Annotated in this window: 1 protein-coding gene; it reads right to left on the bottom strand. The window is 50.5% G+C overall.

Going from position 1 to position 297, the window contains the following annotated elements:
• Nucleotides 1–105 precede the first annotated feature (105 nt).
• A partial coding sequence (locus GSQ94_RS16725) for an EF-Tu/IF-2/RF-3 family GTPase (protein ID WP_254063933.1) occupies nucleotides 106–297 on the bottom strand: 192 nt, incomplete at its 5' end.

Genomic DNA, 297 nt, shown 5'->3' with positions numbered 1-297 from the left:
GAAGCGGCCTCCTTCGCAGGGTCGTTCTTGGAGTCGGATGCAACGTTTCCACGACGGATATCCTTAACAGAGACGTTCCTATGCCAATGTCAGCCAAATTACTAGTCAAGAGTCACGTCTAACTGACTTGACGTTGAACCCGACGTTGTCACCAGGGTTACCTTGATCGAGTTGCTCGTGGTGCATTTCGACCGACTTGACTTCAGTAGTGACGTTTGAAGGAGCAAAGGAGACAACCATTCCAGCCTTAATAATACCGGTTTCAACACGCCCGACAGGCACAGTTCCGATACCACC

This window comes from Granulicella sp. S190 (assembly GCF_009766095.1).
Lineage (GTDB): Bacteria > Acidobacteriota > Terriglobia > Terriglobales > Acidobacteriaceae > Edaphobacter.
Note: the sequence above shows the minus strand (reverse complement) of the source record. Positions and strands in the feature narration are given on the sequence as shown.